General features: G+C 35.2%; 17 protein-coding genes, 2 pseudogenes and 1 riboswitch. Of the genes and pseudogenes, 13 read left to right on the plus strand and 6 right to left on the minus strand.

Features of this window, described 5'->3' with window-relative positions; genetic code table 11:
* Positions 1 to 33: 33 nt before the first annotated feature.
* From HRG09_RS07105 to HRG09_RS07110, 3 genes are all read left to right on the plus strand, one after another.
* Complete coding sequence (locus HRG09_RS07105; protein WP_174100117.1) at positions 34 to 330, plus strand: DUF3986 family protein; 297 nt, start codon at positions 34 to 36, stop codon at positions 328 to 330.
* A 1-nt stretch (position 331) separates the two neighbouring features.
* Complete coding sequence (locus HRG09_RS29495; protein ID WP_309232028.1) at positions 332 to 535, plus strand: hypothetical protein; 204 nt, start codon at positions 332 to 334, stop codon at positions 533 to 535.
* A 255-nt stretch (positions 536 to 790) separates the two neighbouring features.
* Positions 791 to 1,744 (plus strand): metallophosphoesterase, encoded by a 954-nt coding sequence (locus tag HRG09_RS07110; RefSeq protein WP_375335752.1) that lies wholly within the window; start codon positions 791 to 793, stop codon positions 1,742 to 1,744.
* Positions 1,745 to 1,869: 125 nt separating this feature from the next.
* Here the strand turns inward: HRG09_RS07110 and HRG09_RS07115 are convergent, their stop codons facing one another.
* The gene (locus tag HRG09_RS07115; protein ID WP_174100118.1) at positions 1,870 to 2,379 is read right to left on the minus strand and encodes a DinB family protein; all 510 of its coding nucleotides are present in this window, start codon (positions 2,377 to 2,379) and stop codon (positions 1,870 to 1,872) included.
* Between the two features lie 575 nt (positions 2,380 to 2,954).
* Here HRG09_RS07115 and HRG09_RS07120 point away from each other — a divergent pair.
* From HRG09_RS07120 to HRG09_RS07135, 4 genes are all read left to right on the plus strand, one after another.
* Positions 2,955 to 4,772, plus strand: coding sequence for an acyltransferase family protein (locus HRG09_RS07120; RefSeq protein ID WP_174100119.1), 1,818 nt, complete (start codon positions 2,955 to 2,957; stop codon positions 4,770 to 4,772).
* Positions 4,773 to 5,224: 452 nt separating this feature from the next.
* The gene (locus tag HRG09_RS07125) at positions 5,225 to 5,467 is read left to right on the plus strand and encodes a phosphate-starvation-inducible protein PsiE (RefSeq protein ID WP_483862106.1); all 243 of its coding nucleotides are present in this window, start codon (positions 5,225 to 5,227) and stop codon (positions 5,465 to 5,467) included.
* A gap of 33 nt (positions 5,468 to 5,500) precedes the next feature.
* Positions 5,501 to 5,842: a Na-translocating system protein MpsC family protein gene (locus HRG09_RS07130; protein ID WP_309232029.1), complete on the plus strand. Its 342-nt coding sequence runs from the start codon at positions 5,501 to 5,503 to the stop codon at positions 5,840 to 5,842.
* Between the two features lie 131 nt (positions 5,843 to 5,973).
* Positions 5,974 to 6,351 carry a nucleoside triphosphate pyrophosphohydrolase family protein gene (locus HRG09_RS07135; RefSeq protein WP_174100120.1) on the plus strand — a complete coding sequence of 126 codons (378 nt, stop codon included), beginning with the start codon at positions 5,974 to 5,976 and terminating at the stop codon, positions 6,349 to 6,351.
* Between the two features lie 86 nt (positions 6,352 to 6,437).
* On the opposite strand, the pseudogene HRG09_RS07140 reads toward HRG09_RS07135, so the two are convergent.
* Positions 6,438 to 6,674: pseudogene (locus tag HRG09_RS07140) on the minus strand (Ger(x)C family spore germination C-terminal domain-containing protein); the annotation flags it as partial.
* Between the two features lie 459 nt (positions 6,675 to 7,133).
* Positions 7,134 to 7,942 (minus strand): annotated as a pseudogene (locus HRG09_RS07145) (alpha/beta fold hydrolase).
* Between the two features lie 229 nt (positions 7,943 to 8,171).
* Between HRG09_RS07145 and HRG09_RS07150 the strand changes: the two are divergent.
* The 4 genes from HRG09_RS07150 to HRG09_RS07165 all read left to right on the plus strand — a co-directional run bounded on the left by HRG09_RS07150 (position 8,172) and on the right by HRG09_RS07165 (position 12,659).
* A complete protein-coding gene (locus tag HRG09_RS07150) occupies positions 8,172 to 9,371 on the plus strand; it encodes an ATP-binding protein (RefSeq protein ID WP_174100121.1) in 1,200 nt (399 codons plus the stop codon).
* A 233-nt stretch (positions 9,372 to 9,604) separates the two neighbouring features.
* Positions 9,605 to 10,831: an ATP-binding protein gene (locus tag HRG09_RS07155; RefSeq protein ID WP_174100122.1), complete on the plus strand. Its 1,227-nt coding sequence runs from the start codon at positions 9,605 to 9,607 to the stop codon at positions 10,829 to 10,831.
* 486 nt (positions 10,832 to 11,317) lie between these two features.
* Positions 11,318 to 11,641 carry an iron-sulfur cluster biosynthesis family protein gene (locus HRG09_RS07160; protein ID WP_174100123.1) on the plus strand — a complete coding sequence of 108 codons (324 nt, stop codon included), beginning with the start codon at positions 11,318 to 11,320 and terminating at the stop codon, positions 11,639 to 11,641.
* A 112-nt stretch (positions 11,642 to 11,753) separates the two neighbouring features.
* Complete coding sequence (locus HRG09_RS07165; RefSeq protein ID WP_174100124.1) at positions 11,754 to 12,659, plus strand: DMT family transporter; 906 nt, start codon at positions 11,754 to 11,756, stop codon at positions 12,657 to 12,659.
* 28 nt (positions 12,660 to 12,687) lie between these two features.
* On the opposite strand, the gene HRG09_RS07170 is transcribed toward HRG09_RS07165, so the two are convergent.
* Positions 12,688 to 12,909, minus strand: a complete 222-nt coding sequence (locus HRG09_RS07170) for a hypothetical protein (RefSeq protein ID WP_174100125.1) — start codon at positions 12,907 to 12,909, stop codon at positions 12,688 to 12,690.
* 567 nt (positions 12,910 to 13,476) lie between these two features.
* Between HRG09_RS07170 and HRG09_RS07175 the strand changes: the two genes are divergently transcribed.
* The gene (locus HRG09_RS07175) at positions 13,477 to 13,848 is read left to right on the plus strand and encodes an ATP synthase subunit I (RefSeq protein WP_016116757.1); all 372 of its coding nucleotides are present in this window, start codon (positions 13,477 to 13,479) and stop codon (positions 13,846 to 13,848) included.
* 489 nt (positions 13,849 to 14,337) lie between these two features.
* On the opposite strand, the gene pckA is transcribed toward HRG09_RS07175, so the two are convergent.
* Positions 14,338 to 15,924 carry a phosphoenolpyruvate carboxykinase (ATP) gene (gene pckA, locus HRG09_RS07180; RefSeq protein WP_174100126.1) on the minus strand — a complete coding sequence of 529 codons (1,587 nt, stop codon included), beginning with the start codon at positions 15,922 to 15,924 and terminating at the stop codon, positions 14,338 to 14,340.
* Positions 15,925 to 16,294: 370 nt separating this feature from the next.
* Positions 16,295 to 16,416, plus strand: a riboswitch (SAM riboswitch).
* A gap of 166 nt (positions 16,417 to 16,582) precedes the next feature.
* On the opposite strand from pckA, the gene metK reads away from it, so the two are divergent.
* A complete protein-coding gene (metK, locus tag HRG09_RS07185; RefSeq protein ID WP_174100127.1) occupies positions 16,583 to 17,782 on the plus strand; it encodes a methionine adenosyltransferase in 1,200 nt (399 codons plus the stop codon).
* 142 nt (positions 17,783 to 17,924) lie between these two features.
* Here the strand turns inward: metK and HRG09_RS07190 are convergent, their stop codons facing one another.
* Positions 17,925 to 18,104 carry a hypothetical protein gene (locus tag HRG09_RS07190; RefSeq protein ID WP_174100128.1) on the minus strand — a complete coding sequence of 60 codons (180 nt, stop codon included), beginning with the start codon at positions 18,102 to 18,104 and terminating at the stop codon, positions 17,925 to 17,927.
* Positions 18,105 to 18,206 lie beyond the last annotated feature (102 nt).

Genomic DNA, 18,206 nt, shown 5'->3' on the forward strand with positions numbered 1-18,206 from the left:
GATAAAGAAGTACACATATAAGGGGTGATAAAAATGAAGTATGAATATGATGATAGCTTGCATTTACATCTTGATTATTTTGGAGAAGAATATGATGTGGAATCGATTGCTTATAAAAGAAAACATGAAGATGTGTGGGATGTTTTTTTTAACTTTGCCTTTTATGGGATTCCCTTAGTACAGGTGCAAGAAGATGAATTCATGGATGACTATTCTGGATATCGTGTTTTTTCTGTACATGCCCATGATCTAAGCTGGGAATTTGGTAGTGCTAAGTTTGAAGAATGGATTTTAGAGCATCGGATATTAGAGAAGGTAGTACAAAAATAAAGTGATTGATTTTCTCGTTTTGTTACTTATATTTGTAGCAGGTTTTATGATGTTACAGTTTCTTTCTTATCGCTTTGCCAAAAAGAATATCCATAAATATAAGGAAACGAAACTTATGCATATGTGGTTGGATATGCAAGTAAAGAAAGGGCCGAAATTAGATTTTGGTGATTATACATTTATATTGATTGTATGCATCATATAGAAACGTTGGCTTCTTCCTCTCGTGAGTTGAAATTTGTAAAATCATCCAAACTACTTCTAATAGGATTAGTAGTAAATATTCTATCATTTTCCCCCTTAACAGAAGAACTACATGATGTATCAAATCTTAATTTTGGTGTAAGTAGCTTGTTCATGTTCACTTCAATTTTCAAAAAGACATACGTTTGTAACATAGAAATGCTACAACTTTATGTAAAGCGTATCTTTTGATGAAGATGAATTTAGAGGTGAACATATGAAAGCAAACTTAGAACACGCCAAAACAAATAGAATGAATCCGAACGAAGAAGTACCTTCTTTAGAGCAAGCAAAAGAAGGTACTTCCTTATTGTGGTTGAGACGAATAGGTATGATTTCCCTCATACTATTCATTCTTCCGATAACAATTTACGTATATGCTTTTCATTTCGAAACAAAAGCATTGTCAGTTACATGGAATGATATTGACAATCCAAATATCCCAAAAGGTTTTCATGGTGTGAAAATCGTACAGTTCTCAGACACACATTTTGGACCGAATTTTCCTCATAAACAACAACAAATGTTAGTGGATAAAATTAATCAATTGAATCCTGATATTGTAGTATTTACAGGAGATTTAATTGATAAATTTGGAGAATATGCTGCAGAAAGAAAGTACTCACAAACTATTTTGGCACAAATTCATGCTCCCCTTGGAAAATATGCAGTGTTTGGCAATCATGATCGAGGCGGTGGAGGTAGTTACTTATATAAAGAGTATATGGAGAAAGCTGGCTTTACAGTTTTGAATAATGAAACGAAAAAAATTAAAGCTGCGAATGGTGAGTCTATTACTATTTCTGGTCTCGATGATTTTTTACTTGGAAAACCTAAAATTCATCCAACCTTGAAGGACCTTAGAGTAGAGGATTTTAACTTGCTACTAGTGCATGAACCTGATGCTGTCGATCAAATATTGGAATATCCAGTAGATCTTCAAATATCCGGCCATAGTCATGGTGGACAAGTCCAGATTCCATTCATAGGTCCTATTATTACTACTTCACTAGCAAATAAATATGTAGAAGGGCTTTATTCATTAGAAGGAAAGAGTAAACCATTACAGTTGTATGTGAATCGTGGTATGGGAACTACTAGAATGCCGGTCCGGTTTTTAAGTAAGCCTGAGCTTTCTGTTTTTGTATTACAGAGAACAGGGAGAATTTGAGTATATGAAATGAATCATTAAATATATGTGCACTAAAAGAAATGCCATCCTTTTTGTATATTTTAAGAAGAAGGATAGCATTTCTCATATTATTTTACTAAAACTGGGAAGTGTATTTAAATAAGCTATTTTTGTTTTAAATATAAATAAAAGCCATAATCCGTCATAACAGAAGAGTAACCTAGTTGTCGTAACATAGCAGTGATATTACCACGATGATATGTTCCGTGATTTACAACATGTGGTACCAATTCAGAGACGCTAGTTTTCATTAGGTCACCAGATGGATGTTCAATTATAAGAGTCTTTGTTATATTTTCTTGTTTATTAAGGAATATCTTATATCGTTCAGCCAACTCAGCGAACATTGCCTCCATTTCCTTGATTCCTTTTGCTTCTGTTTGTTCTTTCAATTGTTCAGCTAATCTCAATGCATGATTCATACTTTTTCCAGAGAAAACATCTAGCCAGCCAAGATCGGACAGGTAAATATGAGCCAATGCGTTAGATATAGAGGGAAAAACACTTTGAATGTTTTTATGATAAATATTCTGTGGAAGTTCATTTAATCGATTGAAAATTTGTTTATTCGCCCATACGTTATAGTCGTATAGCTGTAATGCAAGAAGTGGCACTTTGAAATTCCTCCTTTGTATATTGGGTAAAATTATATAAGGGTACAACAAAAACAAGGAACGTATGTTCTGTGTTTGTTTTTCATTTTAACTCAAGTTCCTATTAATGTAAATCTTTATATGTATTGTTGAAGATGATTTTTTTTGGTATTAAAAAATTGGCTTAATAAGTATAGATATCGAGTATGAGCGCTAGGTCTAAAAAGGATTTGATTAATAAATCTTAATGAAAAATAGCAAGTATAGGAATAGATTTTTATTTGTGATTAGAGTACAAGATGGACAAATTGATAGATTTCAAAGTGTCGGTTAATAAAAAAGAGGTTATCCTGAAATTAATTTTTTAGGATAACCTCTTTTTTTACATTAAAGTTTATTCATGAAACTATTTTATGTAGTTAGATAACGTGATAAAATTTTAGTTACTGTGTATGTAATCATAAAAAAAGAGAGAGTTTATTAAACAGTTTTGTAATATTTTGATTGGGCTCCTATTTTTTGGGGGATACAATTGATAGAGTTGTATGTTGTGTGTATTTACAGAATTTTTAGAGAAACATGGGGGTGACTGCTAGATGCCCGAACCATTAAAGAAAAATAGTCGCTATATGGTTGGATTGGACAGTCTAAGGGGCCTAGCTATACTAGGTGTTATTTTGTATCACATCAATTTTAATTGGATGCCTGGAGGATTTTTAGGAGTTACGGTATTCTTTGTACTTTCTGGTTATTTAATAACGGATATTCTGGCGATAGAATGGCAGAGAAATAAGAGAATTGACTTGAGGAATTTCTGGCTCCGTAGGGCAAGGAGATTACTTCCTGGCATGCTTGTCATGCTTGTAGTTGTATTAGCGTGGATTACAATTTTCCATAGTTCTTTGCTAGGAAAGATGCGAGGGGATTCACTAGCAGCTTTATTGTATTTCAGTAACTGGTGGTATATTTATCACAAATTATCATACTTTGAGAGTTTTAATCAACTTTCACCGCTCAATCATTTTTGGTCATTAGCTGTTGAAGAACAGTTCTATGTAGTGTGGCCATTTATCATTAGCCTTGCATTTTATTACATAAAAAAGAAATCACGTATCATTTTATTCGTCGTTCTAGGGGCAGCCATGTCTGCATTAGCGATGGCAATTTTGTATGAACCTGGAGCTGATCCGAGTAGAATTTATTATGGTACTGATACGAGAGCTTTTTCCTTATTGATTGGAGCAGCACTTGCCTTAATTTGGCCAAGCAGTAGGCTTGCGAATAAAATTATTCCAAAAGCACGTCTCGTTCTTGACATAGTTGGAGGGATTGCTCTTATCATCATTCTCGTTATGTTTTGGAAGACGAATCAATATGATCCGTTTCTATATCGCGGGGGAATGGTTCTTTTATCGCTTGCTACTGCTCTGTTAGTAGCGAACCTTGCTCATCCAGCTAGCCGAATTGCTCAATTTTTACGTTTTAGACCACTGCGCTGGATGGGGGTACGATCGTATGGAATATATCTTTGGCATTATCCGATTATTACATTAACGACCCCAAAAATAAATGCTGGAGAGTTTTCGTTTACACGAGCCCTTCTTCAATTTCTTCTTATTATAGTTGTTGCACAAATTTCGTGGAAGTTTATTGAGGATCCAATCAGGCGAGGAGCATTGAAGAATATTGGCTCGAAGAACTGGAGCATGAGAAACTTAGCATTAAGTGGTAAGTTAGCTATAGTAGGTGCATTATTCATTTCTACCATAGCTGTATTTGGATTATCGACAGCTAGTCAAGCAAAGGATAATCCTCAACAAGGTAAAACTGAAGTAGTACAAACGGAACAAAAAGAAAAACCGAAACACCCAGTGGCAATTCGAGAAAAACCAGCTGAAGAACAACCTCCAAATAAAGAACAACAAGAAGCTACTACACAGACTAAGGAGCCTCAAACAGTTACAGCTGTAGGTGATTCTATTATGATTGATATCGCTCCGTATTTAAAAAATACATTTCCTAATATTACGATTGACGCAAAGATTGGTCGACAATTGTCTAAAGCAATTCCAGCGGTGGAACAGCTAAAGAATCAAGGGAATCTAGGAAATCATGTCATTATTGGATTAGGTACAAATGGAGCCTTTACAAAGGATCAATTAGTATCATTAGTGCAATTGATTGGGAATGAACGTAAAATTATATTAGTCAATACGAGGGTACCGCGTCCATGGGAATCATTAGTGAATGAGAAATTAAAAGAAGTAGCATCTGCTTACCAAAATGTGACGCTAGTCGATTGGTATGCAGCAAGTGCCGGAAATAAAGCATACTTTGAACCAGATGGCGTACATTTAACAAAAGCAGGTGCAGAAGCATATGCTGCGCTTGTAGCAAAAGCAGTGAATTCATAATTGGATGTATTTCATGGTATAAAAATATTTTTTTATTATTTAGTAGATTGATTGTAACAAAAAAAGAACTTGTAGATACGCTACAAGTTCTTTTTTCGGTTTATATTGAATAACGGGGGTATAACTAGACAAAACAGCTCAAACATAAAGAACGGGGAGTTCTACTTTAACCTGACACGTTTAGTATATAGCACATGATAGCATTTTCGGTGATATATTATTGAAAATTATGTGAATTATAAAATTGATAGGTGGGAATTTGTTCACACTTTCATTATTTTGACTACAGATAAGTTATTTATCAAGAATTTAAATAACTATAATTTTCTCTTGTAAGAAATAAGTCGGGAATTGTACGAGAAGAGAAGTATTAGAACTGATAAAATAATCATTTTAGAGAACTTTATTACATTTTAAATGATATCTTTGGGGGTAATGGGAATATTCATGAGATTTTTGGTAAAATACTAATATTTTTCTTATATTTCGGTTTTATTTCTATGATTGTACGATATTTCAAAGAAGATTACCATTTTCCATTACGATACCTTCTATACATTGGGATTACAGCTACCATTAGATTTATAATAGTAAATAACGGAGAACCAATTCAAAATTTCTGGTTATCTATCGTAATTTTTGTACTTACAATAAGTTATATAATCTTACCGCACGCAGACGCTAAAAAGGATTAAAGGATCAGATAGGAGAAATAAAATGAAAAAAATGTGGAACATCAATTCAATATGTTACTTCGTGAAATACGCAAAGAATATATTGGAAATGGCCCAAAAGAAATTACAACTCGTTTTGTAGGCTCTTGGGTTATTAGTGAGATGAAAGGCAATCTGACGAATGTGGAACATTTTATGATGGGTTCACCAGAAGGGCAACGAGTCGTTCATGAAGCACGAACGAAGTTAGTAAAACAGATTTATAAGAATCCTTTAGTTTTGAAAAAAATTGAGGAGATAACAGAGGCGAAAGTTGTAAATATTTTTACAGATATTGATATAGAAACAGATACAGCGATGACTATTTATGTATTTGACAAACCTATTCAGGGATAATTATTATCTATGATTTTGAATAACAATGGACTTATATTTTAGAATGGAAATGATAAGGCTAGGGTTTACATATGAAACCCTAGCCTTTAATAAAGATATTTAATTGTATATACAGTTAAGGAGGAGCTGTTATGGACATAAAAAAAATGATAGAAATGATAAAGGTAACAGAGGTTGATACAGAATTACTTGTTTCCAAAATACATAAAAACCTCATCAACTTGTATAACAAAAAAGATATGGGCGATTATACGGAAATGTTACATGATATGTTCGTACTAGCAGTTCACCTTGAATTTGATTTCGTTTTAAAATATTTTGGGGCAAAGCCAATTGTTACGGCGGATGAGAGAATACAATTTCAGGAAATATTTAAATGTTTAGCGACAAGAAACAACAATAAAGATTGGTTTTTACATTTATTTTCTTTGTTTTTAGGGATAGCTATTGTTTTTAAATTTGATACGAGTGAAATTGAAAGGGAATTCTTCGAAAAGCAGTTGATATAAATTCAGCGAGAGTAACTACCATCAGTAGGAGGTTCCCCATCTCCTACTGATGGTAGTTTTATGTTTTGAAGTGTTTATTACACTCCTCATTCAATAATTCCACTTTCTAGAATTTTCAAAGTGGGTGTTACTTTAACATTTGCTTTTGAGAACGTATTTGGCCATTCATTTTCAATTTATTTCCATTGCTTATATTGAAAGGCACGTGCATAATCGCCAAACCCGAATGGGTCAAGCTTTTGTCTTTGTACCTTATGGATTAAGTCATTAAAATCTTTCTCTGGCTGTTTCGTAATAAGTGCAGTTAATTTCACCGTATCTTTTTTCATGTTTATATCAAATGACCATCTTTAAGTGGAATCAATAATAACAATGGCATCCAAAGTGTAAAGAAAAAATCATACTGTTTAATACATTGTCAGCTTGTTTCTGCGTAGAAAAAGATTGTTTCCCTCGTAGCCGTTTATGAAAAGAATCCATACATTCACCTTTTCTCTTGTTGTGTTTCATATGGTTTATTATGGAGGATTGGGCGAAGATATATACTTTTTTAGGTCATGGAGGAAATGAACGATTGTAAGGAAACTTAATGAAATATTGCAGAAGAGGATGTTCGTGCAAAATGATAAATGAAATATATCGGCGATTCGGTAATAGCGACATAAAAACAAGAATCTATTGTCTTTCGTTTCACGCATTAATGGGCAGTAAGACTCTCTAAGCTAGGTGGGGGATGAAGAAAACCTCTATTGATTAAAGATTCACTTTATTGGAATTGTTCATTACGTGTTTAAGAACTGTAAAAGTGCCTGATTAAGCTCGTTTGCTTGATCAATAGGTGCTCCATGACCACTGTTAGTAAGTGGATATAACTTAGAGCCTCTAATTCGTTGCTGCGTAAGCTCAGCACTTTTGAAAGGAATGAGTTGATCATGAACTCCGTGGAATATCATTGTTGGAACATGAATTTGATCTAAATCTTTTATTACATCTTCGTTCGCAGCGGCTTGAAGGATTTTAATAAGAGCATAGGAAGCGGATTGCAGTCCGAGGTAGGAAAACCAGTCTAACGTAGCGGAACCTAGGTTTCGATTGAAGAATGATAAGGAAACATCGTTAAGAAATTTAGGTAGATTCATATACATTTGATTAAAAGGGTATCAGCTTGTTCCTTAGAAACACCGTAAGGAGAATTTTGATTTTTAACAAAAGAAGGGGAAACAGCATCTATTAGTGCTAATTTTGAAATATGTCTTCCGTTATAGCGAGACATGTATCGAATTGAAAGGGCACCGCCGACAGAAAAACCAACTAAAGTAGCATTTTCTATTTGAAGGGCGTCTAACACAATCGCAATGTCATCAGCTAAGCGGTCGTAGGAATAACCGGTCCAAGGTTTATCAGATTGTCCATTCCCTCGTATATCCATAGCGATACAACGGAACCCATGTTGTGGTAATACGTTAAATTGATATTGAAACATTTGATGATTTAACGGCCAACCATGGACGAAAAAAATTGGCTTACTGTCAGGACCGGGGTTCATATCCTGTATAAAGATATGTACATCTTTTTCGACTTTAACAAACATTGTTCAGCCTCCCGTTAACCGATTTTTACATATTCTATTCTTAATATGCACACTCCCATACTATAAGTATTATTTTTCATATTTTTTATGATTACGAAATGACGAATCAATCGGATTGCTGTGCCAAATAAAAGAGAAAAAGTATCGCAAATGTATATTGTCGTTTATTATAATAATGTGTGTTAGTAATCATATAACGAAAGTATATGGGGTTTGGGGAAGTGTTAAAGTGAAAGAAAACTTTATATCATTTCAAGAAGAAAAGAAAAATGCCTGCTTCTTTTTATGGGTATTGAGTATTGTATGGGTTATATATGAAATAGTTTATTCTATTATACTAGGAGATTCTGTACCACTTATAAGATTAGATGGTCAAGTTCCAAAGTTTTTGTATGGAGCTTGCTTAATCGTATGCAGTATGTATCTGATAAAAAGAGAACAGGCATATCGTGTTAAGTACATATGTTTAATAGCTTATATGTTTTCGGAAAGTTTTAATTTGTGTTGGTATGCAATTCACAATAAAGTAGCATTTAATGATGGGAATATACTTGAATTTGTTTTTATTTTATTTGTGCCATTTTTTATGAGTAAAAGATATGTACTGTGGCTATTTTTGATTTTAATGGGAAAATATAGTTTGTTTTTGGTCCTGGGAAAAAAAGGGGCATTTATGCCGTTGGTTATGTATAGTCTTTTATTATTTGTAACGTACCTCTTATTGAATCGATTTTTACAGTACCTTTCTGCTGTAAACAATGTAATGATAGAAAAACGAGAGTCTGAAAAGCTCGCAGTTATTGGGAAAATGGCAGCGTCTGTTGGACATGAAATTAAAAATCCACTTTCATCATTAAGGGGATTTACACAATTGCAGAAAGAGAAATATATAGAGGATAAAGTGTATGAACAGATGATTGATGAAATTGAGCATATAAACAATATGATCAGTGAACTGATGATAATGGCAACTTGTAAGCCTTCTACCTACAATAGTTATTTAATAGAAGAAATTGTATCAAATGCCTTGAAAGAAATGAGTGCAGAAATCAAGAGGAAACAGCTGTATCTCACTTATGATGTCGCACCTGATCAAATAAAAATAGATTGTGATCATCGTAAATTAAAAGGAGTATTTCTATACATAATAAAGAACGCAATTGAAGCGATGGAACATGCCGGAACACTTCAGATACATATAAACAAAAGAAATGAAGATGGTGTAATCGTAAGTATTGTAGATAATGGGTGTGGCGTGCAGGAAGAGAATTTACAGCGTATAACAGAGGCTTTCTATACAACAAAGAAAGGTGGTATAGGATTAGGTCTTACTGTGGCTTGTAAAATTATTGAAGAACATAATGGACAAATACATATTACGAGTAAAAGAAACGTAGGAACAAAAGTAGATATTATTTTACCTGTATAAGAACAAGAAAACGACATAAACCCTTTCTTTTTAGGTGGGAGAGAGAATCCGACCATGCATAGAAACGGTCAGTGCTTGTTTTAGCCCCATGCCAAGTGAAAACAAAGGGAGAAAATGAGTAGATATTTCCTTTTGTTTTCATAGCCACAGTGTATATGCTGGAAAATCAAAATGAATTGATATAGAAGGCAAGATGGGTGAAGTATATCTATTGTGAATAGAGGAGTTACTACATGAACAGTGTTTATAGATTAACTAGGGAAGAGATCCGAACGTTAAAGCTGTTTTTAAGTTTATTCTTTACGACTTTTTTTATTTATGATGTTGCATATTATTATATTATGCCTAAGCTAGAAGGGGGAGGAGATGGGGCTCCAATTCTAGAAAGGGGTTTAGGGATATGGTTGTATATTCTCATGGTTATATTGGTGTTTGTGGGAATATATGTGGCGAAGCGACAGAATCCATATGCTGTGAAATATATTATTTTCATAGGATACAATGTATTAGATTTCATTCATAATTTTATCATTTACTATGGAACAGATTTAGAGTTTGATGCAGGGAATATAGTAGAGGGATTTTTCTTCCTTTTTGCACCACTCTTTGTGAACAAACGCTATTTTTGGTTAGTAACGGGAGGAACAATCGTAAAGTATGCTTTAATGGGATTCGTCGTAAATTCTTTTATTGTTCTCATTCCCATTGTTCTTTGTAGCTTATTTTCCATTATAGGATGGATAATTTTATTGAGATTCCAATCTTATATACGCACAATTGAGATGATGCATAAGGAATTGCAAAAGTCAGAGAAGATGACTGTAATTGGAAGAATGGCGACGGTTATCGGGTTTAAAATGCGTAATCCACTAATGCTATTGAAAAGCTTTGTTAGCAAACAACAAGAAAAGTATCCTGAGGATAAAGTATATTGTGACATTATGGAGCAAGAAATCGAAAGAATCGATACAATTGCCACCGAACTTGTGGAGCTAGGAAATTCTAAGCCAATGGAATGCGAGAATCATAATATAAAAGACATTCTTTCATACGTGGTAAGAATTATGGGACAGCCTGCTTCGGAACGAGGAATTAAAATACATACCATTTATAAAGGTGAGTTACCAAATATAACATGTAATGAAAAACGTTTAAAACAAGTATTTTTAAATGTAATAAAAAATGCGATTGAATCGATGCATGCTGGTGGAATTATTATCATTCAGGTAGCAGCTGTAAAAGATGTGATGATTATTCGAATTAAAGATGAAGGCTGTGGCATACCGAAAGACAAAATTCCTAAACTGAGCGAAGCATTTTATACAACGAAAGACGATGGAACTGGCTTAGGATTAATGGTTACATATAAGATTATTGAAGAACATCAAGGCAAAATACAATTTGAGAGTGAAGTTGGAGTTGGGACTACGGTTGAGATTGTGCTCCCAATTTCGGAATAAAATAAAAAGAGAAAATCCGTTCGCGAAACGAATTTTCTCTTTTTTGATGTCATAAGTCTTACATATTATTAGGGGTCTAGTAGTCCTTAAGTTTTCAAGTTAGCAATTTGCATGAAGAAGGATTACTAACAGATTTCTTTAGGATTATATCATATAAAGTATCAAGAAATGATATGTAATATTTCATATTAAAGTCTAGAAAAACGCAGCCTATTGATAGGTAGATGTGTACATTGTATAGTGGTCGTAATTTTCTGTATACAACAAATGGATGGAATTCTTAAAAACAATGGTACAATATAAGAATTATCCCGCATTAACGGGCAGTAATACTCCCACCTCAAAATTCGGCGAAAGCAAAGAAGTTAGGTGGGAGATAAAATGCCCGTAAAAGCCCGATTGGTTCAACTAATAATCAGTGGGGGATGGAGAAAACCCCCACTGATTAAAGTTTCACTTTATGTAAAGAGGTAGGAGGACTATTGAATGTACGTTACTGTAACAGATGCAGCATATAAAAAGATTATGGATACGATTCCAAGTGAAGCGAACTTTATAAAATTATTTTATGATAATGAAGGATGCGGCTGCGTGATGAGTGGCATTATTGATTTAGTAGCTGTATCAGAGAAAGATGAAAGTGATGTAGATATTGAGTCAAATAAATTACAGTTTATTGCGGATCGTACGAAGCTTGTTTTTATGGATGATAAGTTGACCGTTGCTCTGCATGAATCAGGAGGACATTTTCAACTGAAAAGTCCAAGTCAATTTTATAATCCAAATATGAAACTTCATATTCGAGTATAATTCATTCAGAGGGAGCAAATTGTGTGCTCCTTTTTCTTATGAAATTTTTCATGTAATGAAATGTACATATGATTGAATTTTCTGTATAATCTTCTGTGCGGAGGGGATACGTATGAGAAGATGGGGAATTGAATTATTACTTTTAAGTGTTGTTATTATTTGGGGTGTTAATTATACAATTGGAAAATACGGACTCGTAGAATTTACAGCAATTGAGTTTACTGCGCTCCGTATGATTGCAGCAGCACCGCTATTATTATTACTTACATTTTATATTGAAAAGTCATTGCATATGGAATTAAGGGATATACCAAGGCTTATTGTAGTTAGTGTGGTGGGAATCGTGCTGTATCAAACATTATTTATGGAGACCATCAAATATACATCCGCTACGAACGCTTCCTTACTCATTTCTATTTCACCTATTTTCACAACAATGTTTGCGATTTTTTTGAAACAAGAGAAGTTTTCCCAGCGGAAGTTAGTTGGTTCTATGATAGCTTGCATCGGTGCGGCCCTTGTTTTATTAGCTGGGCATTCACTTGCTGGTTCTTTTTATGGGAATGGAATTGGACTCATTACATCGATATGCTGGGGGCTCTATCCAGTTTTAGCAGGACCACTGATTAGAAAATATTCAGCACTTCGCGTAACTGCATGGTCAGCAGTTGTTGGAGCGATTCCACTCGCTATACTAAGCGGATGGCATATTTTTTCATTGCCGTTTCAAATTGAACAAGGAATGACATGGTTTGCGCTATTGTATTCTATTTTCTTTGTCACAGTATTTGGCTTAGTTATGTGGTATATTGGAGTTCAAAAAATTGGAGCCTCTCATACAATGGTGTATATGTATATTACGCCATTTGTTGCAGTTATATTTGCAGCGGTATGGGCGAAGGAATATATTTCGCTGCAACAAATAATCGGCGGAGGGATTATTTTTCTCGGTTTATGGTTTGTGAAATCTGAAAAGTTTGAAACGCAGTCAATTGCGCCAGAACATATATCAAAATAGGAAAACAGGTCAGTTATGATCTGCTTTCCTATTTTTTTATTTTGGGCAGAAATATAAGGAACAAAATAGCAGTAATAAGTGGAAGTAAGTTGAGAAAAGGTATGCGAAACAGCGCAATGAGAATAATACCAGGGAGAAGGACACCGAGGACAGCATAGAAAATGCTATGTTTTTTTGTGTACCAATATAACGAGAGTCCTATAAGTGCAGGGATAATGAGGTGGATGAGAGCCATTAAAAAATAAATCATGGGAGGCCTCCTTTAAAAGATATTAAAAGCTTTCTTTTTAGATGGGAGAGAGAATCCTCTCATGGATAGAAGCGGTCAGTGCCATTTTTCGTCCCCATGTCATGTGAGAACAGAAAGAGGGAACGAGTAGAGGGCTCTTTATGTTTCCGAGACCGTGGTTTATATGTTGAAAAACTAAAACGTGTATATATACATCATATCCATATGTTTATAGATTGATATCACTTTTTTGTAAATCTATGAAAAAATGTTTGAAAAAAAGTCATAAATTGCGCCTGCCCTCAAACTAGAAATCTTGTATAATATTATTTCTGAAAAATATTTTAACAACATAAGTGTAGTGTTTATGTTGTTTTTCTTTGAATATAACAGATAAAGTGAAACTTTAATCAGTGGGGAGGATTGATTCCCACTGATTATCAGCCCTCGCCAATCGGGCATTTACGGGCAGTTGATCCCCTACCTAGCTTCGTTGTTTTTGCTGAATTTTGAGGTGGGAGACTTACTGCCCGCAAATAGCGGGGTAAAGTCTGATGATATGTAAATAAGATGATAAAGGAGAACTACATGATTAGTATGTCACTAAGGTCATTTAAAATTCAAATGTATTATTTGCTAGGCGCAATGTTATTAGGGTGGGCGATGACACCTTTTTCTGCTCACTTTTTAGGTGTAGGGATTGGTTTACTCGTTAGTATGTATTGTGTTTGGATTTTAGGAAGACGTATCGAAAAGCTTGGAGATAGTATTGTAAAAAAGAGTAAAGCACCAACACTTGGTATGATTAATCGCTTTGCAGCGGCAATTCTCGGTGCAATTATTATGTATGAGATTGAACACCATATGGTTATGTGGGCGTTTGCTGTTGGGATTATGGGTGGTTATTTCTTAATTGTTATTAATTTAGGGTATTACAGCATGAAAGATGCGAGGAAATAAATAAAAAAACTTTTCTTTTAGGTGAGGAGAGAGCGTCCGGCCATGGATAGAAGCGGTCAGTGCCCTATTTCGCCCCATGCCATGTGAAAACAAAAGGAGCAAGTGAGAGAGGAATCTGCTTTTGTTTGCAAGGCCTTGATTTATAAGTTTGGAAATCAAAATATATAAATTGAATCGTTGGTAAACCCCTTTTCTTTTTGACTTTTTGAGTAGGGAGAGAGCGTCCGACGATGTGTAGAAGCGGTCAGTGCCTTTTTTTGCCCCATGCCGTGTGTGAAAACAAAGGGAGCAAGTGGGTAGGAAGTTTGCATTAGGAGTACCACGAAAGTAAAAGAAAGAAGCTTACGTTTTTATCGTAAGCTTCTTTTTTATTGTAAGTATGTGTAACCAGCAAAGTCGCATGGGTTTTGTCGGTGAGTACGCGATCCTTTTAGGTTACAACATGCTTATTCATATGAGTAAAGGTCATTCAGACAGTAAAGGTTTAAATTAAGCGATTGGACCGCCCAATTTGATAATATCTTCAGAAACGTTCTCGAACTTTTTGAAGTTTTCTTTGAATTCATTTGCAAGTTCGATTGCTTTTGCTTTGTAAGCTGCTTTATCAGCCCATGTTTGTTCAGGCATTAATACTTCATCAGGTACACCTGGTACATGATGTGGTACTTCAAGACCGAAGATGTCATGTTTCGCTGTTTCAGCTTTATCAAGCTCGCCGTTTAATGCTGATTGTACCATTGCGCGAGTGTAACCTAAGTTCATACGTTTTCCAACGCCGTATTCGCCGCCAGTCCAGCCAGTGTTTACTAAGAATACTTTCGCATCATGTTTTTCAATCTTTTCACCAAGCATTTCAGCATAGCGAGATGCATCAAGTGGTAAGAATGGAGAACCGAAGCAAGTTGAGAATGTTGCTTGCGGAGATGTTACGCCGCGCTCAGTTCCAGCTAATTTACTAGTGTAACCGCTTAAGAAATGGTACATAGCTTGCTCTTTATTTAATTTACTGATTGGAGGTAATACTCCAGATGCATCAGCAGTTAAGAAAATAATTGTATTTGGATGTCCTGCAACACTTGGTACTACGATATTATCAATCGCATCAATTGGGTATGCAGCACGTGTATTTTCTGTTAATGTAGTATCATTATAATCTGCAATACGTGTTTGATTATCAATTACAACATTCTCAAGCACTGATCCAAATGTAATTGCATCAAAAATTTGTGGCTCTTTTTCATGAGAAAGGTTAATACATTTCGCGTAGCAACCGCCTTCAATATTGAATACGCCATTATCAGACCAACCGTGTTCATCGTCACCAATTAATTTGCGGTGTGGATCAGCAGATAGCGTTGTTTTACCTGTTCCAGATAAACCGAAGAATAAAGCAACATCGCCTTCTTCACCTACGTTTGCAGAGCAGTGCATAGATAAAATATCTTGTTCTGGAAGTAAGAAGTTCATGATAGAGAAGATTGATTTTTTCATTTCTCCAGCGTATTCCGTACCACCGATTAATACGATGCGTTTTTCAAATGAAACCATGATAAATGCTTCAGAGTTTGTGCCGTCAATCTCTGGATCTGCTTTAAAGTTTGGTGCAGAAACAATTGTGAATTCAGATTCATGATTTGCTAATTCTTCTTCAGTTGGACGAATAAATAATTGATGTACAAATAAATTGTGCCATGCATATTCGTTAATAACTTGTAATGGAAGACGATAGTTGCGATCAGCACCAGCGAATCCTTTAAATACGAATAATTCGTCTTTTTCCTTTAAGTATTCTAATACTTTTGTATATAATTTATTAAAATGTTCTTCAGAAATCGGTTGGTTTACAGATCCCCAAGCAATCTTATCTGCAACCGATGCTTCTTTCACAATAAATTTATCTTTAGGAGAACGTCCTGTATACTTTCCTGTAGAAGCAGAGACGGCACCAGTAGAAGTTAATTTTCCTTCATTTCTCATTAGTACTTTTTCCACTAATTGTGGAACGCTTAGTTGAACCTGTGCATTGCTTCCGTTCAGTAATTCGTGTAATCCAATTTGGACATTCACAGTACTCATATTTATATACCATCCTTTTCATTTTAATGAAATATTTCTCGTAATCCCCACCAAGAGTATAACACAATCATATAAATAATGTATACTATTTATTTATTTTTGTTTGTGTGAATGTATAATTTTCCTATTAATATTTTGTTCGACATAAAGTGAAACTTCCATCCGTATGTTTTTCACGGATGGTTAGCCCTCACCAATCGGGCATTTACAGGCATTTATTACATATATCTTCTTTGTTCTTTCTAAATTTTTTGGGGGTGGGATATTACTGCCCGTTAATGCGGGGAGAAATGCGAAAAACTTGTAGGAATATGTGAATATTAATTGACAAATGAATATCATTTCTTTAGTATAGGTTGGGACGGATACTCTCTTATCCCGAGCTGGCGGAGGGACAGGCCCGATGAAGCCCGGCAACCTCACTTGTATTGGTAAAAACAAGTGAATAGGTGCTAAAACCTGTGCGAGGCGAAAGGTCTCGAACGATAAGAGCGAAGGGCAAAAAGCAGTATGCAAGTAGCAAATTAAACCTTTTCTCTATAAATAGGAAAGGTTTTTCTTTATGCTTGTGTGGGAGAATAAATGAATGTCGCAGTTTGTGGCAAATTAAGGATGAGTTCCGTACAATATATACAATTACTGTAGGGAGGTTTACCACATGACAAAACAACGTCATCTGTTCACATCTGAGTCTGTAACTGAAGGACATCCAGATAAAATTTGTGACCAAATTTCTGATTCAATTTTAGACGCGATCTTAGCAAAAGACGCAAACGCACGTGTAGCTTGCGAAACAACAGTAACAACTGGTTTAGTATTGGTAGCGGGGGAAATTACGACTTCTACTTATGTAGATATTCCAAAAATCGTTCGTGAAACAATCCAAGGAATCGGTTATACTCGTGCAAAATACGGATTCGATGCAGAAACTTGTGCAGTTTTAACATCTATCGATGAGCAATCTGCTGACATCGCTATGGGTGTTGACCAAGCATTAGAAGCACGTGAAGGTCAAATGACTGACGCTGAGATTGAGGCAATCGGTGCAGGGGACCAAGGTTTAATGTTTGGTTTCGCATGTAATGAAACAAAAGAATTAATGCCACTTCCAATCTCACTTGCTCACAAATTAGCTCGTCGTTTAACGGAAGTACGTAAAGATGAAACATTAGAATATTTACGTCCAGACGGTAAAACGCAAGTTACAGTTGAGTATGATGAAAATGGTAAACCAGTACGCATCGATACAATTGTAATTTCAACGCAGCATCACCCAGAAGCTACGTGGGAACAAATCGATCGTGACTTAAAAGAGCATGTAATCAAAGCTGTCGTACCAGCAGAATTAATGGATGAGGAAACAAAATTCTTCATTAACCCAACTGGCCGCTTCGTAATCGGTGGACCACAAGGGGATGCTGGTTTAACAGGACGTAAAATTATCGTTGATACTTACGGTGGATACGCTCGTCACGGCGGCGGTGCATTCTCTGGTAAAGATGCAACAAAAGTTGACCGTTCTGCGGCATACGCAGCTCGTTATGTTGCGAAAAACATCGTAGCAGCTGGTCTTGCTGACAAAGCAGAAGTACAACTTGCATACGCAATCGGTGTAGCACAACCAGTATCAATTTCAGTTGATACATTCGGCACTGGTAAAGTATCTGAAGAAGTACTAGTAGAACTAGTTCGTAACAACTTCGATCTTCGCCCAGCTGGCATTATCAAAATGTTAGACTTACGTCGCCCAATTTACAAACAAACAGCAGCTTACGGCCACTTCGGACGTACTGATGTAGACCTTTCATGGGAACGTACAGACAAAGCAGCAGCTTTAAAAGAGCAAGCTAGTCTATAATATAAGAAGAAAAAGCTTTGCGCGAAGGCGCAAAGCTTTTTTTATTAGGCGTGTTAACATATGTTTTGGAAAAGTTAATCTTGAACTTTATTTAAATATATCTTGGCTAATTTGATTGTACATAATTGTGGAATTAAATTTATCAGCCTTTCTTTTGACGTGCTTTTCCAGCACAAAATGCACTGCAAAGTAAGAAGAGTGTCCCAAATCCCCACCCACCGATTGCTGAGTATGGGACGGCATCTTTTAAAGCCATACCAGCGCTAATAGAAGCGGCAAATAGAAGGATAAATACAGTTGTGAGTTTTTGATAATGCTCCATGAATACACCTTCCTTTTTATGGTTATGTATACGAATATTGTATCACGATGTTTTAGTCATTCACTACATAATTATGTAAATGTGATGTACTTCATATTTGAT

It is taken from the genome of Bacillus sp. Xin1, from assembly GCF_013314535.1.
In the GTDB taxonomy this organism is placed as follows: Bacteria; Bacillota; Bacilli; order Bacillales; family Bacillaceae_G; genus Bacillus_A.

Coding starts and splice junctions, on each gene's coding strand:
- HRG09_RS07105 (WP_174100117.1), top strand. CDS start 34: ATGAAGTATGAATATGATGATAGCTTGCATTTACATCTTGATTATTTT.
- HRG09_RS07110 (WP_375335752.1), top strand. CDS start 791: ATGAAAGCAAACTTAGAACACGCCAAAACAAATAGAATGAATCCGAAC.
- HRG09_RS07120 (WP_174100119.1), top strand. CDS start 2,955: ATGCCCGAACCATTAAAGAAAAATAGTCGCTATATGGTTGGATTGGAC.
- HRG09_RS07135 (WP_174100120.1), top strand. CDS start 5,974: ATGGACATAAAAAAAATGATAGAAATGATAAAGGTAACAGAGGTTGAT.
- HRG09_RS07155 (WP_174100122.1), top strand. CDS start 9,605: ATGAACAGTGTTTATAGATTAACTAGGGAAGAGATCCGAACGTTAAAG.
- HRG09_RS07160 (WP_174100123.1), top strand. CDS start 11,318: ATGTACGTTACTGTAACAGATGCAGCATATAAAAAGATTATGGATACG.
- HRG09_RS07165 (WP_174100124.1), top strand. CDS start 11,754: ATGAGAAGATGGGGAATTGAATTATTACTTTTAAGTGTTGTTATTATT.
- HRG09_RS07170 (WP_174100125.1), bottom strand. CDS start 12,909: ATGATTTATTTTTTAATGGCTCTCATCCACCTCATTATCCCTGCACTT.
- HRG09_RS07175 (WP_016116757.1), top strand. CDS start 13,477: ATGATTAGTATGTCACTAAGGTCATTTAAAATTCAAATGTATTATTTG.
- pckA (WP_174100126.1), bottom strand. CDS start 15,924: ATGAGTACTGTGAATGTCCAAATTGGATTACACGAATTACTGAACGGA.
- metK (WP_174100127.1), top strand. CDS start 16,583: ATGACAAAACAACGTCATCTGTTCACATCTGAGTCTGTAACTGAAGGA.
- HRG09_RS07190 (WP_174100128.1), bottom strand. CDS start 18,104: ATGGAGCATTATCAAAAACTCACAACTGTATTTATCCTTCTATTTGCC.